This window comes from Streptomyces sp. P1-3, assembly GCF_050613155.1.
Classification (GTDB): domain Bacteria; phylum Actinomycetota; class Actinomycetes; order Streptomycetales; family Streptomycetaceae; genus Streptomyces.
This window is the reverse complement of sequence record NZ_CP192512.1, coordinates 843,650-857,392: the sequence shown is the minus strand read 5'-3', so window position 1 is coordinate 857,392 and position 13,743 is coordinate 843,650. Positions and strand designations below refer to the sequence as shown.

Below are 13,743 nucleotides of genomic sequence, written 5' to 3'. Positions count from 1 at the left end.
GAGGTTCGACCCGGCCATCACGACCGGCGGCCCAGGTGGCCCGGGCCGGCCGGGAGCGAGCGGGTGAACCGGCTCCCCGCGGGTGCGTTCACCCCTTCCGCGGGCCGCCGTTGCCGTTGCGCTGCTTGAGCGGCTGCTGCGGGTCGTAGCCGGGGAAGGGGCGATCGAAGAGCCAGTTGTAGAGCATCTCGCGGCAGATCCGCGGCTGGTACGCCGGCACCTGGTGTCCGGAGTCGGGCAGGCTGACCTGCGTCAGGTTCCCGTGGCGGCGGACGAATCCCTTCGGATTGCCCTGCGCCTGCGTCCAGATCAGCCGGGGAGCGTTGCGCCACTCCGCGTGCTCGTGCTCGCCCTTGTGCTTCATGAGGTCGTCCAGGATCTCCTCGGTGCTCTGGTACCCGCAGGCGGTGTCGAAGTTCCCGGTGTAGAGCAGGGCCTTGTAGCCCTTGTCGATGATCTTGGTGTACAGCCCGGAGCAGTCCGCCATGTTGTCCTTCACCAGCCACTCGGCGACCGGACCCGCGTTGTCGGCGCACTGCCAGGGGACGTCCGTGGCGACGTGCAGGGACTTCTTCAGCTCCTCGCTGTCCAGATAGGCGCGCAGTGCCCCCATGGGGAGATCGTCCCAGCGCCGCACGTCGTAGAGGTCAAAGTTCCCCCCGTACGCCAGGGTCCTGGCCACCAGGTCGTTGCCGAGCTTGGTGGCCTCCTCCATGCGTCCCTCGTGGAGGGCGGTCTGGAAGTCGGCGTAGTGGTCGTAAAGGGAGTTCTTCTGGCTGATGCCGAGGAACCCGGTCATGTAGACGTAGTCGACCATGGCGCGGAGCGACAGCTCGGGCTTGATCCAGCCGTTGCCGACGGATATCCCCTGAAGGTTGAGGCGCCGTCCGCCCGCGTTCCGGTGGTTCTGCTGGTGGATCTCCAGGGCGATGGCCGGCACGTACTTGCCGGCGTAGCTCTCACCGCAGACATACAGCGGGCATTGCGCGTACTCCGGGTGCAGATCGAAGAACTTCTGCAGGCCCTCCCAGAACATCCGGCTGAGGGTGGGCTCGTCCTGGACGTACTCCCCGACGTCTGAGTAGCTGTATCCGGTGCCGACGGGCTGGTCCCAGAAGACGACGTGTGCCTCTTGATTCCAGGTGTCGGGGTTCACCGAAACCGTCCCGGCGGCGTCGTCCGCGATGGACAGCGGCCCGTTCTCCAGGAACAGCCCCAGCAGCGAGGAGGCGCCGGGCCCGCCGTTGAGCCAGATCAGCAGCGGCGTCCGGCTGATGAGTTCCTGCTGGTCGTGGACCGCGACGTTGGGGTTGCAGGTCTGACTCTCGAAGAACCAGTAGAACAGGTGGTTCTCGGTCCCCGGATGCTCCGTGCTGTCGATGTGCACGTGCCCGGCGTAGGAGCGCGCCTTCTTGGTGTCCTTGGTGCAGAAATCGATGCGCTGGGTGTTGAGGATGTTCGCCGGAATCGAGGTGACGAGGTCTGAGGACATGGTTCACCTTCCGTTCGGCAGCGGGATCAGGGAGCCAGGGGGCGGCGCCGCCGGGACTGCGTGTGAGAGGAGGAGCGGGTGAACAGCCCGGCCGTCCGCTCCGGGTCCTCCAGGACCCCGATGCGCTGCCCCTGGAGCAGTTGCAGCGCGGGGAACCGGCCGGGTTCGAACAGCAGGATGTTCAGCGACCCGCCGTATTCGAAGTTCCCGATCTCGTCGCCCTTTTCCACCGGGACCGGCTCCTTGAGGTCCTTGAACTTGGGGAGGAATTTCACGGAGGCGATCGAGTTGAGGCCGACGGGCACCAGCCCGACGTACCCTTCGCCATCTCGATGTCCATTACGGGGATCCAGGTATTCCGTCCGGATGATCACGTATCCCCGGCGGAAGTGATCGAACATCTCGTAGTCGTAGCCGTAGCCGACGTTCCCCTTGTCGAGCAGGTCGGGGAAGTCCCGCATCCCGTAGTACACGCCGCCGATGTCGTCGCGGGCCTCCACCACCTCACCGCTCACCGGGGCGTGGTACCGGTGGTAGCTGTCGGGCATCAGGATGCACGACACCGCCGTACCGCCGATGAACCTCTCGGCATAGCTGGAGTTGCCGAGCAGCTGCGCGACGTTCATGGTCACCGTCTTGACCGGGATCGGCGTGGTCTCGGTCAGCTCATCGACGATCATGTTGATGACGCAGTCGGCCGGGGCGACGACCACGCTGTCGTCGTCCTCGGCGTCGATCGGCCGCCTCTCTTTCTTGACCTCCCGGATGAAGAACTCATTGAAGGTCTGCCAGTCAGCGGGCTCGTAGTCGGCCATGCGCTTCGGCCCGAGCTCTTCGACCCACTTGTTGATGAGTTCCTTCGCCTGCGGCCCCGACGCGTCCATCTGCATGCCTTGCAGGTGCGTGAAGTCGGCGGTCATCTTGAGCCCCGGGCCGCAGGTCACGAAGACCATGCCGTAGTCGTTCTCGTAGTTGAGCCAGCTGAACTTCTCGATGTAGTCCAGCCCGTTGTTGACGCCCGGCTGCCATGCGTACCATTTCCTGAAGAAGTCACACAGGAACTGGATGTCCTTGTGCTTCCAGTCGCAGCGCACGTCTTCCGGCGTGTCATCCGGGTACGGCACCACGTTCTTGACCGCCGCGTCGTACATGGTCTTGAAACCCTCGTGGTCGGTTTCGTACCACCTTTTGATCTTCTTGAGAAACTCTTCGAGGCTCTCCGAATACGATTCGTCGCCGTGCATCATTTCCCTGTCTCCTTCCGCTTTCGCGTGAGGTGCTCGGGGTGCCGGTCACGTGCGGCGCCGCCCAATGTGCCGCGCTCCCGTGCCCGGGCGCGAGGGCGCGAAATGGCCACCAACGGCACGCGTACCAGGAGCCCCCTGCTCCTCCAGCGGCCTGCCCGTCGGCTCGGCGATACCGCATCGCAGTGCACACCGGGCATAGGGGAGAATGTCTCCTGATTAGCTACGCACCAGGAGATTCATGCACAAGCGCCTGCCCCTGCTTGCCCTCTGCCTCACGGCCGTCGCTCTCGGCACCACGTCGTGCGGCACGTCCGGTGACGCCGACGACAGCCGCCCCAGAGCCTCGGCACCACCGTCCGGCGCCGCTGCCTCCGCCTCCGCGGGTGCGTCACCGGTCCCTCAAGGGCGCGGTCTGACAGGGCTGCTGCCCAAGTTCTTCCTCAAGACCCTGCGGGACAACTACCCGGACCTCGACCACATCAGCGATGACGTACTCGTCGCTCACGGCGACGCGTTCTGCACGATCCGGGGCGCGGCCCTCGGCGAGCAGTTCAAGAAGTCCATGCGCCAACTCGGCACCACCAAGGAGCAGACATCCCGCATCATGGGCGCCGCACACGGCCTGTGCCGGGACAAGGACGACCAGCTGTTCCAGGACTGACGCGGTGCGCGCTCCGAGGGGGAGTCGTCGGGCACAGTCTGTAACGCGCCCGACGGCCAGATCCCCGGCGGCCCAGCTCATCGACGCCTGGGTCGGCCTCGATCCGGGCCCGGGCCCGGGGAGTTGATCATGTGGTGCAGACGGTCGGCGGCGATGCGGCCGAACCGGGGGTCGTTGATGTGCGTGTCCTGCTCGATGACGTCGACCGGGCTGCCGTCGAGGCCTCGTCGCAGGGCGGTGAAGAGCGCCTCGTCCGCCGCCGGGTCGTGGTACGGGCCGTCAGGTGCGCCGAGCGTGGAGAGTCCGCGCAGCGGTACGCATACCGCCGTGGGCCCGGTTGCCGCCCGCAGTTTCGCGGCGACCCGGCGGCCGAGTTCCGCGCATTCGGTCTCCGTCGTCCGGACGACCGTGATCGACGGGTTGTGCACGCGTACGTCACGGTCGGCGTACCGCTCGGGGACGGAGTCGGGCGGGCCGAACTTGACCATGTCCAGGGCGCCGAGGCTGACGACCTGCGGGACCCCGGCCCGGCCCGCCGCGGTGAGCCGGTCGGGCCCGGCGGTGAGGATGCCGCCCAGCATGTCGTCGGCCAGTTCACTCAGGGTCAGGTCCAGGACCCCGGCGAGGTGGCCTTGTTCCGCCATGGCCTCCAGCGAGCGCCCGCCGGAGCCGGACACGTGGAAGACCAGGACCTCGTAGCCGAGCTCGGTCAGCCGTTCGCGTGCCGCGTCGGTGCCCGCGGTGGTCACGCCCGCCATCGACGCCGCGACCACGGGCCGGTCACCCCCACCCAGGTCGCCCGGGAGCAGGGCGCGGGGCGCGGCGGCGAAGCCGTGCGCCATGGCGGCGACGGCGTCGACCGCGTTGGCCAGGACCGGCTGGAGGACGTGGTTGAGTCCCGCGATGTCCACGACGCTGTACATCATGGTGACGTCGGCGGAGCCGACGTACCGGGCGACGTCGCCGGAGGCCATCGAGGACACCATGACCTTGGGCACGCCCAGCGGCAGCCCGCGCATCGCGGCGGTGGCGATGGACGTACCGCTGCTTCCGCCGAGCGCCAGCACACCGTGCAGCCGCCCCTCCTCGTACAGACGGCGGACGACCTCCGCGGCCCCCCGCGCCATGGCGGTCACCGCCGCGCCGCGGTCACCCGCCCGCCGTAACCGTTCCACCTCGGCGCCCGCCGCGCGTGCCACCTCCGCCCTCGGGACATCGGGTGGGGTACGGGGAGCGCCCAGGACGCCGGTGTCGACCAGCACGACCTCCACGCCGCGCCGACGCAGCCGGTCTCGCAGCCACCCGTACTCCACACCCTTGGTGTCCAACGTTCCCACCAGTACGACAATCGTCATGCACGGCACTCTGTCCGCCGGTACCGGACTCTGAACATGAGCCCTGCTCAAGTGGGCGCGCCGTCGGCCGACGTGCTCAGCGGTGCAGGAGAGCCTCGGCGATGGCGACCTGGGCCGGTTCCAGTGCGGTCTTGCCGTCCTCGATGTCCCACAACGCGTTCTGCAGGGCGCGACCGAGCGTCCAGCCGATCGCCCGCTGCCGGTCCAGGCCGATGACCTCGGTCAGCAGGTCGAAGCGGCGGAGCACCGCACGGGGCACGTCGCCGGTGGCCACCACCGCCTCCCACCGGTTGTCCAGCGTCGGCAGCAGCTCGAAGCCGGGGTCGCCGGCCAGCGGTTCGGGGTCGATGGCCAGCCAGGGTTCCCGCTGCCCGGCGAGGACGTTGTCGTAGTGCAGGTCCCAGTGCAGCAGGCGGTCGCCGGGTTCGCCGGTCAGCTCGGCCACGGCGGCCGCGCAGGTGCGGAGCAGCCTGCGCTCGGCCGGGTCGCGCAGTGCGGGTACGGCGCGTGGCACCTGGTCGAGCATGGCGGCGGCGATGTCCGCCAGGTGCCGCAGGCCCCGTGGCGCAGGCACGGCGACCAGGCGCGCCATCAGCTCGGCGAGGATCTGCATGGCGGCGCTGTCGTCGGCCACCGACGACAGCGGCCGGGTGGCGTCCAGCCGTTCCAGCAGCATCGTTCCGGTGTCCGGGTCGTGGTCGAGGAGCCGCACCACGCCGTTGCCGCCCCACTCCCGCAGGCCGAGCGCCGCACCGGCGTTGTCCTGGGTGACCTGCTGGAGTTTCAGCACCGCCGGCGTACCGTCAGCGCGGGTCACCGGCAGCACGAGCGAGGCCATGCCGTGCCCCGCGGGGCCGTCCGGCCGCAGTGTCCAGCGGTCCAGGAAGTCCGCGGCCAGTCCTGGCAGCGCGGCGATCCAGGCGCGGCCCGACGCGTTGTTCCGGCTGTACGACGCGGCGAACGCGTCGGGTACGTCGACGGGAATCGACGTGTTCATGTCGAGCATCTCCTTCGTGGGTTCCGGTCGGGGGATCGATCTTGCCGCCGCGAGCCACGCCTGGATATATTCGGCTGCAACCTAGAGGGTCTAGGTTTCGTCCGGAGGTGGTGACGCATGGTCCGCGCTGGCCTGACGGCGGAACGGGTCGTGGCGGCGGCGGCCGATCTCGCGGACGAGGTCGGGTTCGGCAACGTCACCTTGTCCGCGCTGGCGCGGAGCTTCGGCGTCAAGGACGCCAGCCTGTACTCGCACGTGAAGAACATCCGCGACCTGCGGACCCGGGTCGCGGTGCGGGCCACGGCCGAGTTCACCGAGCGCATCGGCACGGCGGTGGCGGGTCGGGCGGGCAAGGACGCCATGGTCGCCTTCGCCCACGCCTACCGCCAGTTCGTACTCGACCACCCCGGGCGGTACGAGGCGACCCGGTTCCCGGTCGACCCCGCGGTCGCCGCCGGGTCCGCTGGACATCGCCGCGCCATCGAGCTCACGTACGCGATGCTGCGCGGCTACGGGCTCCGCGAGCCGGACCTCACCGACGCGGGACGGCTGCTGCGCAGCACCTTCCACGGCTACGCCGAGCTCGAGGCCGGGGGCGGCTTCGGGCACCCGCGCTCCGTACAGGCGTCCTGGGAGCAGGCCGTCGAGGCCCTGCACGTGGCGCTGGAGCACTGGCCGTCCGCACCTGAACAGAACTCATAAGCCAGACAGAAAGACGGGGGAGAGCGATGTCCGCACAGGCACCGTTCCACGAGCACCAACCGAGGACCGGCACCCTGAAGGTGCCCGGCGCGACCCTCCACTACGAGGTGCGCGGCACCGGCCCGGTGCTGCTGCTGATACCGGGCGGCTCCGCCGACGCCGCCGTGTACGACCCGATCGCGGCCGATCTCGCCGACCGGTACACGGTCGTCTCCTACGATCCGCGCGGCCTCTCGCGCAGCCCGCTCGACGGCCCCGGCGAGGACCGGCGGGTGGCGGCGCACAGCGACGACGCGCACCGCCTGCTCGCCCATGTGGCGCCGGACGGCGAGCCCGCGTACGTCTTCGGCACCAGTTCGAGCGCCATCGTCGCGCTGGACCTGCTGACCCGGCATCCGGAGCAGGTGGGCCTCGTCGTCGCGCACGAACCGCAGACGTGGAACCTGCTGCCCGACGGCGCGCGGATGCGGGCGCTCTTCGCCGACGTCCGCGACACGTTCCGCAAGGAGGGGATCGGCCCGGCGGTGGCGCTCATGCAGGCCGAGTTCGGTGGCGGTGGGGGAGAGGAGCGCCCCCACAAGCCCGAACCACACCCCATACCAGCCGATCTGATGGCCCGTATGCAGGCCAACATGCCCGTCTTCCTGGAGCATGTGCTGCCCGTGTTCACCGGGTACGACCCGGATCCCGGTGCCCTGCGGGCCGTGGCCGGCCGGCTCCGCCCCGCCGCCGGACGCGACTCGCGGGGCCACGCGCTGGCGCGCCCGGTGGTGGCGCTGGCGGAGCGGCTCGGCGCCGAGGTCGTGGAGTTCCCCGGCGGCCATGTCGGCGTCACCGAGTATCCGGCCGAGTTCGCCGAGGTGCTGGCCGAGGTGCTCCGGTCGTAGCGCGGCCGCTCCCGGCCCCTGACCGTGCCCCGGCCGTCCGGCCCCTGACCGCCTCGGCCGCATGCTCGCGGCGCCCCGCCGTACGACACGGTCCGGCTGGCCGGTATCGCCTACCTGGCCTACCTGGGGTGCGGGCCCCGCCGCACGACGGCCGTTCGCCCGCGGCGCCCCGCAGACCCGGTCACCCGAACGACCGGCACGCGGCCGTCGTACGACCGCGGCGCCCGGTGGTCACGGGTACGCTCTCGAAGTACCCGGGGCCGACGGTGCCCGTACCGCGCTGAAGGGGCGTCAGCCATGTCGCCGTCCGTCATGTCGCCATCCCGCCTCGCGCGGCGCAGCGGCGGGGCGCTGCGCGCGCTCCTCCTCGCGCTGCTCTCGATCGCCTCGGCTGCCGCCCCCGTCTCCGCCTCGGGCGCCGGCGCCGGCGATCCCTCGGCCCCGCCGGGCGCGCCCGGCGGGCCGGTGGTCATGACCGGCAGCGGCCTGGTGCGCGGCACGGCGCACGGCGCGTACCACACCTTCGAGGGCATCCCGTACGCCGCGCCGCCGACCGGGCCGCTGCGCTGGCGCGCGCCGGCGCCGCCCCGCCGCTGGCAGGGGGTACGGGACGCGGACGCGCCCGGGCCGCGCTGCATGCAGGAGGAGTACAACACCGAGTACACCACCATGGCGGTGGTCGGCTCCGAGGACTGCCTGTACCTGAACGTCACCGCGCCGTCCGGCTCCCAGGTGCCCGGCCGCAACCGGCCCGTCGTGCGCGCCCGGCCGGTCATGGTCTGGATGCACGGCGGCGCGTTCGTCTCCGGCGCGGGCAGCGAGTACGCCGCCGAGCGGCTGGCCGTCCAGGGCGACGCCGTGGTCGTCACGGTCAACTACCGGCTCGGCGTCTTCGGGTTCTTCGGCCATCCGGCGCTCGGCGACGCGCCCGACACCGGGCTCGCCGACCAGCAGGCGGCGCTGCGCTGGGTGCGGGCGAACGCGCGGCACTTCGGGGGCGATCCGCACAATGTGACCCTGTTCGGCGAGTCGGCGGGAGGCCTGAGCACCTGCGCCCATCTCGCCTCCCCCACGTCCGCCGGGCTCTTCCACAAGGCCGTCCTGCAAAGCGGCTCGTGCATGACGACGTTCCCGGTCGGCGTCTCGGCGCCCGGCACCCCCGCGTACACCCCGTTCGCACCCCAGGCGGCCACGCGGCAGGTGGGCGCGGCCGTGGCCCGCCGGCTGGGCTGCGCGGAACCGGCCAAGGCCCTGCCGTGCCTGCGCGCCCTGCCCGCGCGGAAGCTGGCGACCCGCGAGCTGATGGAGACGTTCAGCAGGGCCTCGTACGGCAACGCGCTGCTGCCCGTGCGGCCCGACGTGGCCTTGGAGAGCGGGCGCTTCCACCGGATGCCGGTGATGCAGGGGACCAACCACGACGAGCTGCGCTACTTCGTCGGACCGTCGCTGGCCGCCCATCCCATCCGGGACGCGCGGGACTACCGGGCACGGCTGACGGAGTCCTACGGCCGGGCGGCAGGCGCCATCGAGGCGCGCTACCCGCTGTCGGCGTACCGCACCCCGGCGCTCGCCTGGGCCGCCGTGCTGACCGACAGCAGTTACGCGTGCACCACGCTGCGGGCCCACCGCGCGTTCGCCGCACACGTGCCCACGTACGGCTACGAGTTCAATGACCGGACCGCCCCCGTGCCGCCGGGCGTGCCGCCCGTGGCGGGCTTCCCGTACGGCGCCGCGCACGGCTTCGAACTGCCCTATCTGTTCTCCACCCGGCTGCCCTTCACCGCCGATCAGCGCGCGCTGTCGGACCGGATGATCGGCTACTGGACCCGCTTCGCCCACACCGGTGACCCGAACGGGCCCGGCGCCCCCGCCTGGCGCCGTTTCGACCGCACCCCGCTCGTGCAGTCCCTGGCGCCCGGGCCCGGCGGCATCCGGCCGGCGGACCTGGGCGCCGGGCACCACTGCGGCTTCTGGGACCGGCAGCGCGGCTGAGCCGGTCCCGTCGTCACCGGCGGACGGTCACCCCTGCGTGCCGGGGCACAGGCGGCGCGGCTTCTCGTCGCCCTTGAGGGTGGCGTCCACACAGCCGCCCGGCAGGCCGTCGTGCGCGCTGGTGCCGAAGTTGGCGGTGACGGTGAGGACGCCGTCGCCGAAGACCGTGCGCTGGACGGAGCGGTCGGCGGTCAGGGTACGGAAGTCCGTCATGGCCTCCGTACCGGCCGCCCGGTGCAGGGGCGCGAAGTACTTCTGCAGCGCGGCGAGCTCCCCGCCGCGCTCCTTGATCGACGCGCCGTCGAGAACGAAGTTGAGCGGGGTGTTGTAGAGCATCGCCAGCAGGGCGCGGGTGGTCTTCTGCTTCGGCAGCTTGTCGTACGACAGCTCCCAGCGCTCGGTGTTGACCAGGGAGTCGTGCAGGGCGGTCTCGTACAGCGGGACGCGGTAGGCAGGGTCGTACATCGCCTTGGCCACGGCGTCGGGCAGCTCGGCGGGCTTGAAGAAGACGCCCGGCGCCTTCGCGGGGGCGTAGCCGCCCCACTTCTCCTTGTCCCGCTGGGCCTTCCAGAGCCCGTCGGTCACCGGGGTGCCGGAGCCGTGGTCGAAGGCGAGCACCTGGTTGGCCCACGCTCCGGCGGACTCGGAGCCGAGCACCAGGCGGTCGCCGTCGGCCAGCCGCTTCATCCGGGCCAGCCGGTTGGCGCGGTCGCGCGCCCGGTCCATGGGGTGGGTGGCGCTGTGGTCGCGGAACAGCTCGCCGGCCGCGTCGACGTCCAGGAAGTAGCTGTCGGCGCCGTTGGCGGTCATCGCGCGGGTGCGGTCGGCGAGGTGGTGGCGGGTGGGCTCGGCCTTCTCGAACGCCTCCGAGCTCAGGTAGCACCCCCGGTCGTGGAAGCCGGGCACGGGCTTTCCGTCGGCGCCCTGGACGCAGAAGTCGGGGTACACCCGGTCGGGCCAGGCGGAAGTCGGGGCGTCCGAGGTCTTGGGGTCCTGACCGTTGGCGAACGAGTCGTACGGGCCGACGAGATAGCCGGCGTCCTTGGCCGCGGTGACGGCGGCGGCGTCCATCGGCTGGTCGTCGGCGTCGTAGCCGAGCCACATGCCGTCCACCCCGAGCGCCCGCAGCTGCCGTATGCCCGCCGCCTTGCGGGCGTCGCCCCAGAGGTAGGCGTGGAAGGCGCCGAGGAGCTTCCTGGTGGCCGGTACGGCCTGGATCTTCTCCCGCAGGCTGCCGAGCTGCCCGTGCTCGGTGAGCCAGGCGCGGTAGTCGACGGCGGGGGCGACCGGGGAGCCGTCGGTCAGGGAGAAGGCGACGTCGTACCGGGTCGTGCCCTCGGCACGCGAGAAGCGGTGGGTGGCGGTGGCGCGCAGCCGCCCCCGGTCGGAGGTCGTGCGCAACGTGGTGCCGATGTCGGTGGGGACCAGGTAGCTGACGCCCTGCCGGCCGAGGGTGTAGCCCCACAGCGGCATCGACAGGGCCGACTCCATGGCGAGGTCGCTGCCGACGAGCTCGGCGTCGGGGGAGTTCCAGAAGCGGTCGGCCACGGGGAGGGAGAGCCCTTCGCCGCGCGGCAGCTGGAGGGCGGAGGCGGCGCGGTCGGCGCCGGTGACGGGCCACGACAGGGCGCGGTCGGCGCGGCCCGTGGCGGTGACGGAGACGACGAGGCGGCCCTGCGCGCCGCGGGCGGTGACGGTCAGCCCGTTGCCCTTTCCACTGCCCGGATAGCTCCAGCGGACGCCGTCCGCCGTCCTCGTCACGGGGCCGGGGGTGCCGAGCGCGGTGGCGGCGGGGGAGGACAGCTCCACCGTGCCGTGGGCCGTGCGGGCGGTCACCCGCAGCGAGGTGGTGTCGACGGTGGCCGTGCCGCCCTTGACGGGGATGTCGACGAGGTGGCCCCGGACGACGGTGCTGGTCACCCGTAGCGCCTGTGGCCCGGCCGCGTCGGAGGGCGCTACGAGCGCGAGGCAGGACAGGGACGCGACCAGGGCCGCGGCGGCGGCGCGGGTGGTGTGGCGTGAGGTGATGATTCGCATGAGGAGTTGATAGTCGGCAGAGGTAAGAGGAGTTCTAAGAACGAGGTGTGGCACGGGTGTTCGGGCAGGTGGCCGGTGGTCCGCCCGGCGGATGCGCTCGGGTACGCCATGGTCGGGTACGGCGGTGCTCGGGTACGGCCGTCGCGCTCTCAGGTACGGGGGAACCGCAGCCGGAAGCAGGCACCGCCGCCGTCCGGCCGCTCCGCGGTGAGCTCGGCGCCGTGGGCGCGGGCGATCTGCCGGGCCATGGCCAGGCCGAGCCCCGAGCCGGGCAGGGCGCGCGCCTGGCGCGACCGGTAGAAGCGGTCGAAGACATGGGGCAGGTCCTCGGGCGCGATGCCCGGGCCGTGGTCGCGGACCGTGAGATCGATGCCGCCCGCCGTGCCGCCGTCCTCCCCGGCGGTCAGACGGACCTCGACCGCCGAGCCCGGCGGGCTGAACTTGGCGGCGTTGTCGAGCAGGTTGGACAGCAGCCGGGCGAGCCGGGCCGGAACGCCGTAGACCGTGCACGCCGCCAGCTCCGTGCCGAACGGGGTGTCCGGCCAGTGGCCGCGCGCCTGCTCGACGCAGCGCGCCACGAGCTCGTCCAGCCGCAGCGGTTCCACCAGCGGCTGCGGCTCCTCGTCCCGCGCCAGCTCGATCAGGTCGTTGACCAGCCCGGTCACCTCGCGCAGCTGGCGGCCGAGCGCGGCCGCGGCCCGGTCGCGGCTGCTGTCGGAGAGGCGGTCGGCGCGGGCGAGCAGCTCGGCGTTCGTCCGCAGCGCGGTCAGCGGGGTACGCAGCTCGTGGGAGGCGTCGGCGACCAGGCGGCGCTGGGCGGCGACGGACTGCTGGAGCTCACCGAGCATGGTGTTGAAGCTGTCGGCGAGCCGGGTGATCTCGTCCGGGCGGCGGCGCTCGGCAGCCGAGAGCTCGATGCGGTGGGCGGGGTCCCGGGTGGCGGTGATCCGTTCCGCGGTGGCGGTGAGCCGGGTGACGGGGGCCAGCGCCGTACGGGACGCGAGATAGCCGAGCCCGGCGGCGAGCAGCACCCCGGCGGCGCCGACCGCGCCCAGCAGCCTGCCCGCCTGCCGTACGCCCTGGTCGGCGGTGTCGGAGCGGATCGCCAACTCCAGCGCCCGATGGCCGCGCAGCGGGGTGGTGAGCAGCCGCATCCGGTGGCCGCGCAGGGTGATGTCGCTGTAGTACGCCGAGCGGGAGCCCGCGGCGACGGCGCGGGTGGCGTCGGTGACCGGGAGCACCAGCTCCTCGCCGCCGCGCGCGCCGGGCAGGCCGGTGCGCGGGGTGACGATCTGCGCGCAGGCCGGGGCGGACAGCCAGACGCACTCGCCGTACAGCGGCCCGGCGGGCTGGTCGCGCTTCTCCTGGGCGATCAGGTTCGCCTGCTGGGTGAGCTGGAGATCGAGCTGGCGCACCAGCTCGTAGCGGATGACGACGTACGCGGCCGCGCACACCCCGAGCGCCACCAGCGTGACGGCGGCGGAGGTGATCAGGGCGAGCCGGGTGCGCAGCGCCGCGCGGCCCGCGCGGCGGGGCAGCCCCGGGCGCAGGCGGCGCGGTCGGCGGGATAGGCGGCGGAGGCGGTCGGGCAGGCGGCGCGGTCGGCGGAGCCTTCCGGCGCGGCGGTGGGCCTTTCCGGCCGGGCGGCGCGCGGTCACCGGGCCGCCAGCTCGTAGCCGACGCCGTGCACGGTGTGCACCAGCCGCACGGCGCCGCCCGCCTCCAGCTTGCGGCGCAGATAGCCGACGTAGACGGCGAGCGAGTTGGACTCCGGCCCGAAGTCGGCGCCCCACACCCGCTCCTGGATCAGGTCGCGCGGCAGCACCTGGCCGGGGTGCTGCAAGAACAGCTCCAGCAGCGCGAACTCGGTGCGCGTGAACTCCAGCCGCCGCCCACCGCGGACGCCCGTGCGAGTCTCCGGGTCGACGGTCAGGTCGGCGAACGAGAGCGCGTCGCCGGAGGGCTCGTCCGGGATCCGCGGGGGAGCCGCCCGGCGCAGCAGGGCGCGCAGCCGGGCCAGCAGCTCGTCCAGCGCGAAGGGCTTGACCAGATAGTCGTCGGCGCCCGCGTCCAGGCCCGCCACCCGGTCGCTGACCGCGTCGCGGGCGGTGACGACGAGTACGGGCGTACGGTCCCCGAGCCCGCGCAGCTCGCGGCAGACCGCCAGTCCGTCCAGCACCGGCATGGCCAGGTCCAGCACGATCGCGTCGGGCGGCGCGGCGGCCACCGCGCTGAGCGCCGCCAGCCCGTCCGCCGCCTCCCGCACCTCGTACCCCTCGATGCCCAGCGCGTCCACGACGGCGGCGCGTACCTCGGGGTCGTCGTCCACCACGAGCACAACGGCGGGACCGGGGGTGGGGGAGGGCATCGGCG

11 protein-coding genes are annotated in these 13,743 nt (G+C 72.3%); 4 read left to right on the top strand and 7 right to left on the bottom strand.

The window, feature by feature from the left end; genetic code table 11:
- Nucleotides 1-88: 88 nt before the first annotated feature.
- Together ACQUSR_RS03620 and ACQUSR_RS03615 are read right to left on the bottom strand one after the other, a co-directional pair.
- Complete coding sequence (locus ACQUSR_RS03620) at nucleotides 89-1,492, bottom strand: S10 family serine carboxypeptidase-like protein (RefSeq protein WP_431041064.1); 1,404 nt, start codon at nucleotides 1,490-1,492, stop codon at nucleotides 89-91.
- A gap of 26 nt (nucleotides 1,493-1,518) precedes the next feature.
- Nucleotides 1,519-2,739, bottom strand: coding sequence for a phosphatidylserine decarboxylase (locus tag ACQUSR_RS03615; RefSeq protein ID WP_431041063.1), 1,221 nt, complete (start codon nucleotides 2,737-2,739; stop codon nucleotides 1,519-1,521).
- A 238-nt stretch (nucleotides 2,740-2,977) separates the two neighbouring features.
- Between ACQUSR_RS03615 and ACQUSR_RS03610 the strand changes: the two genes are divergently transcribed.
- Nucleotides 2,978-3,400: a hypothetical protein gene (locus ACQUSR_RS03610; RefSeq protein ID WP_431041062.1), complete on the top strand. Its 423-nt coding sequence runs from the start codon at nucleotides 2,978-2,980 to the stop codon at nucleotides 3,398-3,400.
- A gap of 77 nt (nucleotides 3,401-3,477) precedes the next feature.
- Here ACQUSR_RS03610 and ACQUSR_RS03605 read toward each other — a convergent pair whose 3' ends face one another.
- Together ACQUSR_RS03605 and ACQUSR_RS03600 are read right to left on the bottom strand one after the other, a co-directional pair.
- Nucleotides 3,478-4,755, bottom strand: coding sequence for a Tm-1-like ATP-binding domain-containing protein (locus ACQUSR_RS03605; protein ID WP_431041061.1), 1,278 nt, complete (start codon nucleotides 4,753-4,755; stop codon nucleotides 3,478-3,480).
- A gap of 76 nt (nucleotides 4,756-4,831) precedes the next feature.
- The gene (locus tag ACQUSR_RS03600; RefSeq protein WP_431041060.1) at nucleotides 4,832-5,752 is read right to left on the bottom strand and encodes an aminoglycoside phosphotransferase family protein; all 921 of its coding nucleotides are present in this window, start codon (nucleotides 5,750-5,752) and stop codon (nucleotides 4,832-4,834) included.
- A gap of 117 nt (nucleotides 5,753-5,869) precedes the next feature.
- Here ACQUSR_RS03600 and ACQUSR_RS03595 point away from each other — a divergent pair, with 117 nt between their 5' ends.
- The 3 genes from ACQUSR_RS03595 to ACQUSR_RS03585 all read left to right on the top strand — a co-directional run bounded on the left by ACQUSR_RS03595 (nucleotide 5,870) and on the right by ACQUSR_RS03585 (nucleotide 9,333).
- The gene (locus ACQUSR_RS03595) at nucleotides 5,870-6,454 is read left to right on the top strand and encodes a TetR-like C-terminal domain-containing protein (protein WP_431041059.1); all 585 of its coding nucleotides are present in this window, start codon (nucleotides 5,870-5,872) and stop codon (nucleotides 6,452-6,454) included.
- Nucleotides 6,455-6,480: 26 nt separating this feature from the next.
- Nucleotides 6,481-7,341, top strand: a complete 861-nt coding sequence (locus ACQUSR_RS03590) for an alpha/beta fold hydrolase (RefSeq protein WP_431041058.1) — start codon at nucleotides 6,481-6,483, stop codon at nucleotides 7,339-7,341.
- A 297-nt stretch (nucleotides 7,342-7,638) separates the two neighbouring features.
- Nucleotides 7,639-9,333: a carboxylesterase/lipase family protein gene (locus tag ACQUSR_RS03585; protein WP_431041057.1), complete on the top strand. Its 1,695-nt coding sequence runs from the start codon at nucleotides 7,639-7,641 to the stop codon at nucleotides 9,331-9,333.
- A 27-nt stretch (nucleotides 9,334-9,360) separates the two neighbouring features.
- Here the strand turns inward: ACQUSR_RS03585 and ACQUSR_RS03580 are convergent, their stop codons facing one another.
- The 3 genes from ACQUSR_RS03580 to ACQUSR_RS03570 all read right to left on the bottom strand — a co-directional run bounded on the left by ACQUSR_RS03580 (nucleotide 9,361) and on the right by ACQUSR_RS03570 (nucleotide 13,738).
- A complete protein-coding gene (locus tag ACQUSR_RS03580) occupies nucleotides 9,361-11,370 on the bottom strand; it encodes a glycoside hydrolase (protein ID WP_431041056.1) in 2,010 nt (669 codons plus the stop codon).
- 149 nt (nucleotides 11,371-11,519) lie between these two features.
- Nucleotides 11,520-12,908, bottom strand: a complete 1,389-nt coding sequence (locus tag ACQUSR_RS03575; protein WP_431047349.1) for a sensor histidine kinase — start codon at nucleotides 12,906-12,908, stop codon at nucleotides 11,520-11,522.
- A gap of 116 nt (nucleotides 12,909-13,024) precedes the next feature.
- On the bottom strand, nucleotides 13,025-13,738 hold the full coding sequence (locus tag ACQUSR_RS03570) for a response regulator transcription factor (RefSeq protein ID WP_431041055.1): 714 nt from the start codon (nucleotides 13,736-13,738) through the stop codon (nucleotides 13,025-13,027).
- Nucleotides 13,739-13,743 lie beyond the last annotated feature (5 nt).